The 12,948-nt window shown below is 73.3% G+C and carries 11 protein-coding genes and 1 pseudogene; 10 read left to right on the top strand and 2 right to left on the bottom strand.

The annotated features are described in order from the left end of the window. Position 1 precedes the first annotated feature (1 nt). The 5 genes from AW273_RS37730 to AW273_RS38355 are packed head-to-tail and all read left to right on the top strand — an operon-like array spanning position 2 to position 6,116. Positions 2–973 carry a T3SS effector HopA1 family protein gene (locus AW273_RS37730; protein ID WP_062344413.1) on the top strand — a complete coding sequence of 324 codons (972 nt, stop codon included), beginning with the start codon at positions 2–4 and terminating at the stop codon, positions 971–973. Next, the gene (locus AW273_RS01475) at positions 970–1,989 is read left to right on the top strand and encodes an LLM class flavin-dependent oxidoreductase (RefSeq protein WP_062344411.1); all 1,020 of its coding nucleotides are present in this window, start codon (positions 970–972) and stop codon (positions 1,987–1,989) included. Before AW273_RS37730 ends, AW273_RS01475 begins: the two co-directional genes overlap by 4 nt. Continuing rightward, on the top strand, positions 1,946–3,682 hold the full coding sequence (locus tag AW273_RS01470; protein ID WP_083949427.1) for an ABC transporter ATP-binding protein: 1,737 nt from the start codon (positions 1,946–1,948) through the stop codon (positions 3,680–3,682). Before AW273_RS01475 ends, AW273_RS01470 begins: the two co-directional genes overlap by 44 nt. Further along, entirely contained in the window at positions 3,682–4,863 is a 1,182-nt protein-coding gene (locus tag AW273_RS01465; RefSeq protein WP_062344407.1) for a M16 family metallopeptidase, read from the top strand. Before AW273_RS01470 ends, AW273_RS01465 begins: the two co-directional genes overlap by 1 nt. Then, a complete protein-coding gene (locus tag AW273_RS38355) occupies positions 4,851–6,116 on the top strand; it encodes a M16 family metallopeptidase (protein WP_083949426.1) in 1,266 nt (421 codons plus the stop codon). Before AW273_RS01465 ends, AW273_RS38355 begins: the two co-directional genes overlap by 13 nt. Before the next feature lie 33 nt (positions 6,117–6,149). Here the strand turns inward: AW273_RS38355 and AW273_RS38350 are convergent. After that, positions 6,150–6,545 (bottom strand): annotated as a pseudogene (locus tag AW273_RS38350) (helix-turn-helix transcriptional regulator); the annotation flags it as partial. Positions 6,546–8,205: 1,660 nt separating this feature from the next. On the opposite strand from AW273_RS38350, the gene AW273_RS01455 reads away from it, so the two are divergent. Further along, the gene (locus tag AW273_RS01455) at positions 8,206–8,823 is read left to right on the top strand and encodes a nucleoside/nucleotide kinase family protein (protein WP_062344403.1); all 618 of its coding nucleotides are present in this window, start codon (positions 8,206–8,208) and stop codon (positions 8,821–8,823) included. Beyond that, positions 8,820–9,278, top strand: a complete 459-nt coding sequence (locus AW273_RS01450) for a peroxiredoxin (RefSeq protein WP_062344401.1) — start codon at positions 8,820–8,822, stop codon at positions 9,276–9,278. Before AW273_RS01455 ends, AW273_RS01450 begins: the two co-directional genes overlap by 4 nt. Here the strand turns inward: AW273_RS01450 and AW273_RS01445 are convergent. Continuing rightward, complete coding sequence (locus AW273_RS01445; RefSeq protein ID WP_062344400.1) at positions 9,262–9,705, bottom strand: hypothetical protein; 444 nt, start codon at positions 9,703–9,705, stop codon at positions 9,262–9,264. The two genes, AW273_RS01450 and AW273_RS01445, sit on opposite strands and share 17 nt — an antisense overlap. 18 nt (positions 9,706–9,723) lie before the next feature. Here AW273_RS01445 and AW273_RS01440 point away from each other — a divergent pair, with 18 nt between their 5' ends. The 3 genes from AW273_RS01440 to AW273_RS01430 all read left to right on the top strand — a co-directional run bounded on the left by AW273_RS01440 (position 9,724) and on the right by AW273_RS01430 (position 12,944). After that, the gene (locus AW273_RS01440) at positions 9,724–10,338 is read left to right on the top strand and encodes a DUF998 domain-containing protein (protein ID WP_062344398.1); all 615 of its coding nucleotides are present in this window, start codon (positions 9,724–9,726) and stop codon (positions 10,336–10,338) included. An 84-nt stretch (positions 10,339–10,422) separates the two neighbouring features. Beyond that, on the top strand, positions 10,423–10,932 hold the full coding sequence (locus AW273_RS01435) for a hypothetical protein (protein ID WP_062344396.1): 510 nt from the start codon (positions 10,423–10,425) through the stop codon (positions 10,930–10,932). Positions 10,933–10,934: 2 nt separating this feature from the next. After that, positions 10,935–12,944: a flotillin family protein gene (locus AW273_RS01430; RefSeq protein WP_062344394.1), complete on the top strand. Its 2,010-nt coding sequence runs from the start codon at positions 10,935–10,937 to the stop codon at positions 12,942–12,944. The last annotated feature ends 4 nt before the right edge of the window (positions 12,945–12,948 follow it).

Here is a 12,948-nt window from a genome sequence, read left to right as displayed (position 1 = left end):
CATGACCATCGCCCACCAGGGTCTCCTCGACCGGCTCGACCACCTGCTCGGCGACCTGCGCCTCGACCCCGACACCCGGTCGGTGACCGTCGGGGACGAGACGGTCACGGGCGACAACCGCACCCGGTTGCGCCAGGACCTCGGGCCGGTGCTCTACCGCCACTGGCACAGCGGCTCGGCCGTCAGGACCGGCGAGTGGGACCCGCGCCGCGACTACGACTTCGAGGACCTCCTGCGGGAGGCCACCCCCCACCGCACCAGCCGCACCCCGGCGGTCGTTCGGTCGGCCATGATCGACGGCCCGCTCGGCCGGCACGTGCTCTTCGACGTCGGCCGGGTGCGCCTGCGCATCCCCGGGGGCGAGAGCCCGACGCCGCTGCCGGAGATCGGCACCCGCACCACGCTGGAGCTGCCCGCGATCAGGCCGACGCTCTCTCCCGGGTTCTTCCTGGTCAACGGCTCGGCGGGCGGCCACGGGGCCGGCGGCCACATGCTGCGGATCTACCTGCACGTCGACGAGCCGTCGATGGCGCCCGCCGTGTGGCACGCGGTGCTGAGTCGGCTGGAGGGCGCCGGGGCGACCTACCGGGCGAAGGTGCTGGCGAAGGCCGACCAGTATCCGAGGCGGGACGCGATCGTCGTCTACCTGACCGAGGAGTCGTGGCACGCCGTGGGCGGCCTCGTCGCGGCGGTGCGGAACCTGCCCGGCCTGAACCCGGCCCACTCGGTGATGACCAGCCCGATCGCCGACGGCGTCGCGTACGGCTGGGAGCCGCGCGACACCCGGCCCGGATGGGACCGCATGAGCCTGGGCCAGCACCGCACGATGGCGGTCGCCGACGGCGTGGCGCGGCACCTGTTCGACGGCCGCGACCTGGCCGAGGCCGTCGCCGAGGCGCTCGCCGAGGCGAACGCCGACCCGCTCGCGCCGCACCGCAACGCCGACAGCCCGCTGGTGGAGGTGGCGTCGTGAGCTCGCGCAAGGTGTCGTTCATGTTCCCGCACCAGCCGACCGACCCGGACACGATCGTCCCGTACGGCCGGCTGACCGAGGAGATCGGCGCGGCGCGGTTGTGGCTCGGGCAGTCGTTGCGGATCGAGTCCCACCCGGCGGTCGCCTACCTGGCCGGGACGGGCTGCCGGATCTCGATCGGCATGGCCGTCGGGCTGATCGTGCTGCGCCACCCGTACGACGCGGCGTTGCAGGCCCGGTCGCTGGCCCGGCTCATGGGACAACCGGTGGCGATCGGCTACGGCGCCGCCTACCCGCAGTACGTGACGCAGTTGCGCGGCGAGCCGTACGCCAGACCGGCCGCGATCGTCGGCGAGTTCATCGACGTCGCCCGCCGGCTGGCCCGCAACGAGCACGTGCGGCACAAGGGAGAGCACTTCACCGTCGACGCCGCGCTGCCGCCGATGGACTGCCCGCCGGTGGAGATCGGCGCGGGGGTGCTGCGGCCCGCCATGGCCCGGGTCACCGGCCGCTGCGGCGACCTCGCGATGACGTGGCTGACGCCGCTCAAGTACATCGAGGACGTCGTCATGCCGGCCGTCGCGCAGGGCGCGGCCGGGGTGCAGCCGCCGCCGCGCATCGTGTCGGTCGTGCACGCGGCCGTCGCCCGGCCCGGCCGGTCGGCCAACCTGCTGGCCCAGTACGGCAGCATCAGCCACCTGTCGGCCCCCCACTACACCGACATGCTGCGCAGGGCGGGCCTCGACGTGGACGCCTCCGACCCGGTGTCGGGCGCCAGGGAACTCGTCCAGGCCGGGGTGTACGTCTACGGCGACCCCGACCACATCGCCGACGAGATCGCCAAGTACCACGACCTGGGGGTGGACGAGGTGGTCGTCAACCCCAGCTCGGTCAACAACATGTACGGCCAGGACGAGTGCATGCGCGACCTGCGCGAGATCTTCGCCGCCGTGCGCGCGAGGGGAGGGTCCGATGGCGGAGTCGCCGACACTCGGGTTGTTGTCCCGGTCGGTTAGGGCGCGGCGGGGCCGGCTGGCCGCCTCGGTGGTGCTCGCCCTGGTCTCGGCCGCGGCCGGGATCGTCACGCCGCTGCTGATCGCCCGCATCCTGGGCGTGATCGGCGGGACGGGCGGGGACGTCGTCTGGCCGGTGGCGCAGCTCGTCGTGATCGTGCTGGCCGGGGCGTTCGCCGGAGGCTGGTCGTCCTACCTGCTGAGCGCGGCCGGGGAACGGGCCATCGAGGACGTGCGCCTGGCCGTGGTGCGCCGGGCGGTGCGCCTGCGGGTGCCGGTGATCCGGCGGATCGGCGTGGGCGAGGTGGTCTCCCGGATGGGGCCCGACGCCGCCCAGATGCGCGCGATCACCGACACGGGCGTCACGGTCATGCCGGTCTCGGCGGTGATGGTGACGGCGTACCTGATCGTGATGGGCATCCTCGACTGGGTGATGCTGGCCGTGACGGTCGGCACGTTCGTCGTGGCCGCGATCGCCATCAGGGCCTTCCTGGCGGGCATGCGCCGGGCGGCCGAGGCGCAGCAGGCCGCGCTCGGCCGGCTGGCCCAGGCCGCGCAGTCGGTGTTCACGATGGTGACGACGGTCAAGGCGTACCGGGCGGAGGACCGGGCCATCGCCCCGCTGGAGAACGAGATCGGCGAGGCGGCGGCGTCGGCGGTGCGCTCGGCGCGGGCCCAGGCGGCGATCAGCCCGCTGATGGGCCTGGGCCAGCAGGTCGCCATCATCGGCGTGCTCGCCGTGGGCGGGGTGCGCCTGGCCTCGGGCGCGCTGGAGACCACGGCGTTCATCGCCTTCCTGATGTACCTGTTCCAGCTCGTCAACCCGCTGATGGCGCTGGCGCAGGGCGCGGGCAGGATCGCGGTCGGCAAGGCCGCCGCGCGGCGGGTCGACGAGGTGCTCGGCGCGGAGACCGAACCGGCCGGGGCGGCCCGCGCGCCCGAGGTGACGCCGGGCGCGCCGGCGCTGCGGCTCTCGGACGTCGTGGTGTCGCTCGGCGGCAAGCCGGTGCTCGACGGGGTGTCTCTTGAGGTGCCGCGCACCGGGGTGCTGGCGATCGTCGGACCGTCGGGAGCGGGCAAGTCGACTCTGCTCAACGTGGTGGAGGGCTTCGTCGAGACCGACGCCGGGCGGGTGGAGCTCCTCGGCGCGCCCCTCCACGAGTGGCCGACAGCCGAGGCCCGCCGCCGGGTCGCCCTGGTCGAGCAGGGGTCGGCGATCCTGTCCATGACCGTGCGCGAGAACCTGACGCTGGGCCGGTCGGACGCCCCGTCCGACGACGAGTTGTGGACCGCGCTGCGCGACGTCGGCCTGGAGCAGGCCGTGCGCGCCCTGCCCGCCGGGCTGGACGCGGTGCTCGGCGCGGGCGACCAGATGTCCGGCGGCGAGGAGCAGCGCCTGTCCATCGCCCGCGCCCTGCTGACCGACGCCGAGATCCTGCTGCTCGACGAACCGACCGCGCACATGGACGGCGTCAACGAACGGCGGCTCACCGACCTGCTCGCCGACCTGGGCCGCGACCGGGCCGTGGTGATGGTCACCCACCGCCTGTCGACGGTCGCCGCGGCCGGCACGATCGTGGTCGTCGACGCCGGCCGCGTCACCGCCGTGGGCGACCACGGCACGTTGTCGTCGGCCAGCCCCGCCTACCAGGCGTTCGTGCACGCCCAGGCGGCCCCCGCCCCCGTGGGCGCGTGATGGACGGGCTGGTCACCCGCCGGCTGCCGGGCGGCGCGACCCTGGTCGTGCGGCCCGACCCGGGGCTCGGCTTCGTCGCGGTCAACGCCTGGCACGGCGCGGGCTCCCTGCACGACCCCATCGGCAGGTCGGGCCTGGCTCACGTGGTCGAGCACGTCATGTCCGAGAACGGCTCGGCGCAGGCCACCACCGGCTACGAGTCCACGAACTACGTGGCGACCGGCCCGGCGGTCACCCTCCCGGCGATGCTGGCCGAGGCCGGCGACCGGGTGCGGCGCGGCCGGCGCGGCGTGACCGGGGACGTGCTGGCGGGACACCGCCGGATCGTGCTGGAGGAGATCCGCGAACGCGACGAACCCGGCCGGTTCGGGTCGGGGCTGCGGCGCGGCCTGCGGTTGTTATTCGGGCGCGACCACCCGGCGGGCCGCCCGCCGGTCGGCGACCCCGCCGAGGTCGCCGCCGTGACGCCCGACGACGTGGCCACGTTCGTGGAGGCCCACTACGGCGCCGACCGGCTGGTCGTGTCGGTCGTCGGCGCGGCCGACCCCGACGCGGCCGTGGAGATCGCCGGGAACCACCTGGCCGGGTTTCCCTCGGGCCGGCCGGCCCCGCCGCCGGTCACCGGGGAGCCGCTGGGCGCGCGGGAGGACGTCGAGGAGGGCCAGCCGACGTCCATGGTGCGGCTGACCTTCGCCCTGCCGCCGGGATCGGCCGCCGCCGAGGTGGTGATGGCGGCGCTGGCCAGCGCCCCCTGGTCGGTGCTCGGCTCGCGGCCCGGCCTGCTCGGCGCGCTCGGCCAGCACGCCCGGTGCGCGCTCGGCCCGTCGATCGGCCTGGTCAAGCTGTCGGTCCCGGCCTCGGCCGACCTGGCCGCGCTCGAACGGGACGTCGCCGCCCGTCTGGCCGCCGTGGCCCGCGACGGGCTGCCGCCCGACGTGCTGGCCGCCGCCAAGGCCCTGCGCATCAGGGAACAACTCGGGGCCCTCGGGGCCGCCCGCACACTCGCCGAGGAGTTGTGCCGGGAACACGCCTGGTCGGGCGACGCCGCCGGGGTCACCACGCGGCTCGACGCCGTCCGCCGGGTCACCAACGCCGAGGTGGCCGCGCTGGCCGCCGGGCCGATGGCACGGCCGTCGGTCGTCGCCTTCCACGCCGCCGGAGAACCCTCATGGATCCTGTGACCTGGCGTTTCCCGCAGCCGGAGACGTTCACGCTGGACAACGGCCTGCGGGTGCTGCTCGCCGACATGCCCGGACGGCACGTCGCCACCGCCGCCCTGTCGATCCTGCTGCCGACCACGGCGGTCGAACGCCCGGAGACCGAGGGGGTGGTGGCGGCGTACGCGGCGCTGCTCAACGCCGACGCGCCGCACCACCGCGACGGGACCGTCGGCGACCTCGCCCTGGCGGGCGGGATGGTCACCACGCGGTGCGGGCACCGGGGCCCGATCGTCATGGGCGACTGCCCGGCCGCCGAACTGCCCCGGTTGTTCGAGGCGATGGCCGCGATGGTGCACCCCTTCACGCCGACGGCCCGCTCGTTCGAGGCGCTGCGCCGCCAGGTCGTGGCCGAACGGGCCATGGAGTCCGACGACCCGATCGCGCTCGGCAACAAACTCGTGCACGAGTCGGTGCTGGCCCCCGGCTCCCGGTACGGCCGCCCGCTCGGCGGCACCGAGGCGGTCTGGCGCACGCTGACCCTGGACGACGTCGCCGCCGTCGTGCCCGGCGCCGCCCGGATGACCCTGGTCGTGGCCGGCGACCTGGCCGGGACCGGCGCCGCCGACGCCGCCGCGAAGGCGTTCGCCGGCGTGCCCGCCGGGGACGACCTGCCCCTCGCCGACGTCCCGCCGCTCCCGGCGGACACGCCCGGCCGCACGCACCGGCCGGGCCGGGGCGGCCCCCAGACCCGGCTCGTGCTGGGCGGCTTCGCGGTCGACCGGCTCGACCCGCGCTGGCCGTCGGCCCGGGTCGCGGGCGAACTGCTCGGCGGCGGCCCCGACTCCCTGCTCAACCGCGAACTGCGCGGCCGGATGGGGGCCAGCTACGGCATCGAGGCCCGGTTCATGCCGTTCTTCTCCGGCGGGGTGTTCATCGTCAGCGGCTTCGTGGACGCCGGCCGCGCCCCCGCCGCCGCCGAGGCGATCACCCGGGTGTTAACGCAGCTCCGCGAGGGTGACGTCGACGGGGGGCTGGTCACGCGGGTCAGGGACCGCATGCTCGCCGCCGCGCCCGAACTGTACGAGTCCACCCTGGCCGTGACCCAGCAGTACGCGGAACTCCTCTCGTGCGGCATCGACCCCCCGGAGTACGTCGACCGGCACCTCGGGCTGCTGGCCGCGCTGGACGCCGACCTCGTCACGGCCGACTTCGCCTCGCTGGTCGACCCGGCCCTGCTGCACACCGTCGCCGTCGGCCGGTTCGAGACGGGCTGACCCGGCCTCCAGATCGTGCACCCAGCGGGCGACCTGGACCCGGGAGGCGCAGTCGAGCTTGCGCATCACCTGGCGCAGGTGGTTGACCACCGTCCACTCGGAGATGCGCAACCGGCGGGCGATCTGCTTGTTCGTCAGGCCGGTCGCGACCAGCCCGGCGACCTCCGACTCGCGGGCGGTCAGCCGCGACCGTTCCCGCAGCACCCTCGGGTCGACGGAGCCCTGCGGCACCGGCCGGGGGGCGGCCGGGTCGTCGCCGAACCTGCGCTGGAGGATCTCGCACAGCAGGTCGGCGAGGTCGACCCCCTCTCCCGCCGTCACCCAGCGGCGCAGCGGCCGGACGCCGATGCGCCCGGTCAGCAGCCCGCCGACCTCGACCGGACGCTCCGTCTCGGCCGCGCAGGCCCGGCCGAGCGACCCGGCGACCATCGCCAGGTCGACGGCGCTCTGCTGGAGGTCGCGCTGGTGGCGTCCGTCGACCACGGCGGCGATGGCCGACATGGCCGCCGCCGGGCCGAGGGGCAGCAGCTTGGCGAGGGCCCGTTCGACGTACAGGCGGCTGTCGCCGGTGGCCAGGGCGGTGGCGGCGGCCGCGCGCCAGAGCAGCAACGAGGCCGCGGCGTGGTCGTCCCCGCCGCACATCGCCTCGAACAGGGCGGTACGGCATTCGGCGTCGGCGCGGTCGAACCGGCGCAGCCGGGCCAGGCAGGCGACGTACTCGCCGACCGACTCGCCCAGCCGGACCGCGTCGCCCTGTTCGCGGGCGGTCCGCACGCAGGCGGCCAGCTCCTCCGGGTCGGGCACGGCGTGCACGAGGGCCGCCAGCAGCGGCACGTCCGGGTCGGTCTCCGGCAGCGCGTCGAAGCAGACGGCGGCGGCCTCCTGTTCCCCTCCGGCCGCGAACACCCGCACGGCCAGCCGCGACAACGTGTGCCGTTCGGCCGGGGTCGCGGGCGCGTACCTGCGGATGACCGGCAGCAGGTGCGGCAGCAGCCCGGCCACGCCGGAGGTGCGGGCCAGCAACGGCAGGGCGTCCCGCATGAGGGCGACGGCCTGGGCGTACCGGCCGCCGCCGACGAGTTCGGCGACGGCGGCGTTGAGGTTGCGCCGCTCGTGGTCGAACTCGGCGAACACGGCCCGCTGGTGGTCGGTGAAGACACCCGCGGCCAGCCGCGCGACCTGGCCCGACAGGTAGTCGGCCTGCGCCTGGCGGATCGCGTCGAGCGACACCTCCGGCCGCGCGGCGCACCAGCTCGCCGCCGGGAAGCCGCTCACCCGCAGGTGCCAGCGCCGGGGCTCGGCGCGCACCACCAGGCCGCGCTCGACCAGGGAGGCGGTCAGCCCGCCGATGTCGCACCGCGGCAACGAGTGGCGCAGCACGTTCTCGCTCGCCCCGCCCGGCAGCGCCAGGATCGAGGCCAGCACGACCATCTCGTCGCCGCTCAGGTCGTGGTGGCCGTGGGCGTCGCCGAGCAGCCCGGCCAGCCGGGTGCGCTGGTGGTCCTCGGCGACCGCGTCGCGCACGGCCGCCAGGCCGTAGCGGGCGACCAGCCCGGCCAGCAGGTCGACGTCGGCGGACAGCCCGAACGAGGCCGCGCAGACCTCGCTCACCTGGGACAGGTCCTCGGCCGCGACGACGGCGGTCGGGTCGTGGCGGCGCAGGCACCGCAGGAAGTACCGGACCACCTCGCTGTCGGGGCCGTGGCCGCGCAGGGGCCGCACCGGAAGGGAGAGCAGCCCGTCGTGCCGGCGGCGGGCCCGGGTGATCACGCGGAGACCCGGCCGCGCCGGCAACCGGGCGGGGTCGTCGCAGAGGTCGTCGCGGACGACGACGGACGGCTCTCCGGCGAGGTGCTCGCCGAGCCGGGCCAGCAACGCCGCGGTGCCGCTGCCGGGCGGCCCGGTCAGCACGAGGGGCCGGGGATCGGCGGAGGAGAGCCAGGCGCGCACGGTGTCCAGGACACCGGGGAACTGCGGAAGGTCGGCCGAATCGCTCACGTCCAGCAGTATTGGGGGGAGGTTCCCCCCATACATGGGGGTACTGCCCCCATATTGTCAGCAGACTTCCCCACCGGGGCATGATGGCCTGATGGGTGTACGACCGGTCTCCGTCGAGGGGCTCGTCACGGAACTGGCCGAGACGATCTCCGAACGGCCCGGGTGGGTGCGAGTGGCCGTCGACGGTGCCGACGCGGCCCGGCCGGGGGAGCTGGCCGACCGGATCGCGGCGCGGCTGAGGGTCCACCGGCACGTCCTCAGGGTGTCGGCCCGCGACTTCCTCAGAGCCGCGTCGCTCCGCTACGAGTTCGGCAGGCAGGACCCCGACTCCTACTACGACGGCTGGCTCGACGTGAAGGGCCTGACGCGGGAGGTCCTCCAGCCGCTCGAACCGGGCGGCACCGGCCGGGTCGTCCCCTCGTTGTGGGACCCGGTCAGAGACCGGGCCACCCGCGCGCCCTACCAGGTCCTCCCGGAGAACGCCGTCGTCGTCCTCGACGGGCCGCTGCTCCTCGGGCAGGGGTTGCCGATCGACTTCTCCGTCCACCTGAGCCTGTCGAAGAAGGCGTTGGAGCGGCGTACCGAGGAGAAATGGACCCTGCCCGCCTTCGAGCGGTACGCCGAGGAGGTCCGGCCGCAGGATTGGGCGGATGTGGTGGTTCGGGCGGATGATTCCCGACACCCCGCACTGGTAGAAAGTGAGGCATGAATATCGGTGAACTCGTCGCGGACTTCGCGCTTCCGGACGAGAACGGGGAGACCCGTCGCCTGAGCGAGTTCCTCAAGGAAGGGCCCGTGGTGCTCTTCTTCTATCCGGCGGCGATGACCTCCGGGTGCACCGCCGAGACCTGTCACTTCCGTGACCTGGCCGCCGAATTCAAATCCGCTGGAGCGGTCCGCGTCGGGATCAGCAAGGACAAGGTGAAACGGCAGAAGATGTTCGCCGAGGCCAACCGGCTCGACTACCCGCTGCTGTCCGACGAGGACGGTCTGGTGGCCAAGCAGATGGGGGTGCGCCGTTCGGTCGCCGTGGGGCCGTTCGTCACCCGGCGGATCACCTTCGTCATCGGCACCGACTTCCGCGTCCTCGACGTCATCCACAACGAGGTCATGATGACCGACCACGCCGACCGCGCCCTGAAGACCCTCAGGGATAGAGCCTGACCCGGTCGTCGACCTCGTGGTCGAACGCGCCTTCCAGGCCGACGTCGTGGGCCAGTGTGACCGTCCACTGTTCGTAGTGCCACTCCAGGCCGTATCCGCTGAAGCGGAAGTTGGCCCGGTAACGCGCCCGCTGGCCGGGGGCCAGGGTGAACAGGTCGACCGGACGCCGGTCGCGTGGATGGGAGGCGAGCACGGGGGCCCGGGACACCCGGCCGCCGGGCCGGATGCGCAGGCCGGCCACCGTCGCGGGCAGGGTCAGCTCCCGGAGCGTCTCGGCGCGCGGTGAGAGCACCACGTCGTGGAAGACGGCGTCTCCCGTGCAGGCCGGCAGCGGCACCCGATCCGGCAGCGACCCCCGCAGCGTGGCCGCGGCCGCACCGCGACCGGCCTTGGACCAGCGAGTCAGCACCCGCTGCACCACGAGCATGGTGGCATTTTAGAGAGCATGCGCGTTCCCGCCCAGGCCGGTCTCGGTGCCATCACCGTGGCCGCGGCCGCCATCCTGACCCTGGAGTTCTCCTCGGGCATCGACCTGGCCCGCCGGACGATCAGCGAACACCAACTGGGCGAGCACGCCTGGTTGTTCGGCGTCTCGGTGGCGCTGATCGCGCTGGGGTCGCTCGGCATCGGGGCGACCCTCGCCGCGCAGCGCCGGGCCCGGCCGCTGGGCCTGGTCGCCCTGGCCGGGTGGAGCCTCGGGCTGCTGGTCGTGGCGACCTTCCCCAAGCACGACTGGTCCGTCGGGCCGTCGTTCTCCGGCTCGGTGCACCGCGTCGGCAGCGTGGTGGCCTTCGTCTGCCTGCCGGTCGCCGTGCTGCTGCTGGCCCGGCCGTGGCGCGACACGATGGCGAAGGTGGCGGCGGCGCTCGGGTTCGGGGCCGTCGGGTGGATCGCCGGGATCGTGCTGGTCGGCTACACCGCCGCCCGCGACGGGATCCCCTGGTGGCGGGCCATGCCGGTCGGGCTCGGGGCGGTCGAGCGCGGGCTGGTGTTCACGGAGATCGCCGCGCTGGCGGCGCTGGGGGTTTGGGCCGTCGCGCGGCGGGGGCGTACGGCATAAATAACCCTATTCCCTGCGGAACCGCGCTGATAGATTCCACGTTTGCAAGAGGGGACGGCGCAAATGCCGTAAAGGGGATAGAAGTTGCGCGATTTCGTGGACGCCGCATTAGGCTTCCCGGCTGTCCTGTTCAGCTTCGCGCTGATCGTCGTCATCGGGTTCTGGCTGCTCGTGGCCTTCGGCGTGGTCGACCTCGACGGTCTGCCCGCGGCCGAGGTCTCCGGGTTCGTGGCCACGGGGTGGTTCGCCGCGCTGGCCGGATCCGTGCTGTTTCCGGCGCTCGGCTGGGTGGTCCTGGCCGCCGCGCTCGTCCTGGGCCTCGGGGCCGCGTTCCTGGTACGCCGCCTCACGCCCGCGCCCGAGAAGGTGCCCTCACGGCACGACTTCGTCGGGCAGATCTGCGTCATCAGAACCCAGTCGGTCTCCACCGACTTCGGTCAGGCCGAGATCCGCGCCGTCGACGGCTCGACCTCGGTCATCCAGGTGCGCCAGACCGGCGTCGACGTCTTCCGCGCGGGCGGGGCCGCGCTGATCTTCCAATATGACGCGGAAGGCGAGTTCTTCTGGGTCATGCCTTACGAAGGGGGCCTGTAGTCATGGACGTCATCTCGGCGGGAGCCGGCATACTCATCGCGGTCGTCCTGATCGTCGTCATCGCACTGGTGATCGTGGTCAGCCGGTTGTTCCGCAAGGTCGAGCAGGGCAAGGCCCTGATCGTGTCGAAGGTGCGCCGGGTCGACGTCACCTTCACCGGCGCCGTGGTCTTACCGGTGCTGCACAAGGCCGAGTTCATGGACATCTCGGTGAAGACCATCGAGATCGAGCGGTCCGGCCACGAGGGCCTGATCTGCCGTGACAACATCCGCGCCGACATCAAGATCACCTTCTTCGTGCGGGTGAACAAGACCGCCGAGGACGTCGTGAAGGTCGCCCAGGCCATCGGCACCGCCCGGGCCAGCGACGAGTCGACCCTCCAGGCCCTGTTCAACGCCAAGTTCTCCGAGGCGCTCAAGACCGTCGGCAAGCAACTCGACTTCGTCGACCTCTACACCCAGCGCGACGAGTTCCGCGACCAGATCATCCGCGTCATCGGCACCGACCTCAACGGCTACTCGCTGGAGGACGCGGCCATCGACTACCTGGAGCAGACGCCGCTGTCCAAGCTCGACCCGGCCAACATCCTCGACGCCCAGGGCATCCGGAAGATCACCGAGCTGACCGCGATCGAGCACGTGCGGACCAACGAGTTCCAGCGCAACGAGGAGAAGGAGATCACCCGGCAGAACGTCGACGCCCGGGAGGCCATCCTCGAACTGGAGCGCCGCCAGGCCGACGCCGAGATCAAGCAGAAGCGCGAGGTCGAGACCATGCGGGCCCGCGAGGAGGCGGAGATCTCCCGGGTCCGCGCCGAGGAGCGCCTCAAGGCCCAGGCCGCCGCGATCAAGACCGACGAGCAGATCGGCGTCCAGAGCGAGAACAAGGCCCGCGAGGTCGCCGTCGCCGAGAAGAACCGCGAGCGCGTGATCGCCATCGAGAGCGAGCGCATCGAGAAGGACCGCCTGCTGGAGGTCATCGCCCGGGAGCGGGAGACCGAGTTGTCGCGCATCGCCAAGGAGAAGGAACTGGAGGTCGAGAAGCGCTCGATCGCCGAGGTCATGCGCGAGCGCATCGCGGTCGAGAAGACGGTGGCCGAGCAGGAGGAGCAGATCAAGCGCCTGCGCGTCGTCGAGGAGGCCGAGCGCACCCGCCAGTCGGTCATCATCGCCGCCGAGGCCGAGGCGCAGGAGAACCTGGTCAAGGACATCAAGGCCGCCGAGGCCGCCGAGGCCGCGTCGAAGTTCAGGGCGCGTGAGGCGCTGGTGCTGGCCGAGTCGCGCCAGCAGGCCGCCGAGCTCGACGCCCGCGCCAAGATCCGCCTCGCCGAGGGCGTGCAGGCCGAGGCCGCCGCGACGGGCCTGGCCGAGGTGCAGGTCAAGGAGCGCACGGCCGCCGCGATCGAGAAGGTCGGCAAGGCCGAGGCGATCGTCGAACGCGAGAAGGCCATGGCGTCGGCCGAGGGCACCCGCGAGCGGCTGAAGGCCGAGGCCGACGGCGAGCAGGCCAAGGCCGTGGCCGCCGCGATGATGGTCGGCGAGAAGCTGAAGGCCGAGGCCGAGGGTCTCACCGAGAAGGCCGCCGCGCTGGCCGCGATGTCCGACGCGAGCCGCGTCCACGAGGAGTACCGCCTGCGGCTGGAGGCCGAGAAGGAGATCCGCCTGGCCGGGGTCGAGGTGCACCGCAGGGTCGCCGAGGCGCAGGCCGAGGTCCTGTCGGCCGGTCTGTCGAAGGCCAACATCGACATCGTCGGCGGCGACAGCGTCTTCTTCGACAAGCTCGTCGGCGCGGTGACCATGGGCAAGAGCATCGACGGCTTCGTCGACAACTCCGAGGTGGCCCGCACCCTCGCCGACCCCTACCTGAACGGCGACGCCAGTCTCAGCGCCGACCTCGCCAAGATCGTGTCCGGGGTCGACTCGGGCGCCGTCCGTGACATGACCGTGTCGGCGTTCCTCGCCACCCTCATGAAGAACGGCGGCGGCCCGGCGATCACCCCGGTCGAGAAGTGACCCT

It is taken from the genome of Herbidospora yilanensis, from assembly GCF_001570565.1.
In the GTDB taxonomy this organism is placed as follows: domain Bacteria; phylum Actinomycetota; class Actinomycetes; order Streptosporangiales; family Streptosporangiaceae; genus Herbidospora; species Herbidospora yilanensis.
This window is presented reverse-complemented; position numbering and strand designations above follow the sequence as displayed.